Origin of the sequence: Paenibacillus agaridevorans, from assembly GCF_003112455.1 — a bacterium.
Taxonomy (GTDB): domain Bacteria; phylum Bacillota; class Bacilli; order Paenibacillales; family Paenibacillaceae; genus Pristimantibacillus; species Pristimantibacillus agaridevorans.
This window is the reverse complement of the sequence record NZ_BDQX01000436.1, coordinates 1-372: the sequence shown is the minus strand read 5'-3', so window position 1 is coordinate 372 and position 372 is coordinate 1. Positions and strand designations below refer to the sequence as shown.

Annotated in this window: 1 protein-coding gene; it reads right to left on the bottom strand. The window is 50.3% G+C overall.

Translation table 11 applies throughout. The annotated features are described in order from the left end of the window. The coding region (locus tag PAT3040_RS33440; protein ID WP_444980831.1) for a Y-family DNA polymerase at positions 1-372 on the bottom strand (372 nt) is incomplete at both ends.

Below are 372 nucleotides of genomic sequence, written 5' to 3'. Positions count from 1 at the left end.
CCCGTCCGGATGTTTCTTAGCGAAATTGTCCGTAGCCGTTTTGGCGAGAACCTTCGTCGGCCCTATCCCTACCCTACTCCATACTCCCGTCGACAACTGGATGCGCTGCTGGATCTGGCGTGCTATTTCTTCAGCAGATCCGAATAAGCCGACCGAACCCGTCACGTCCAGAAACTGCTCGTCAATTGAATAAGGCTCAACCAATGGCGTAAATGATTCAAATATTTCAGTGATTAACAGGGAAACGGTGATGTACCGCTGCATGCGTGGCTTGATGATGATGAGATCCTTACATAGAGCCAGAGCCTCGAACACCCTGCTCGCCGTTGTTACGCCCTGAGCTTTAGCAATTGGGCATGCTGCTAATATAAT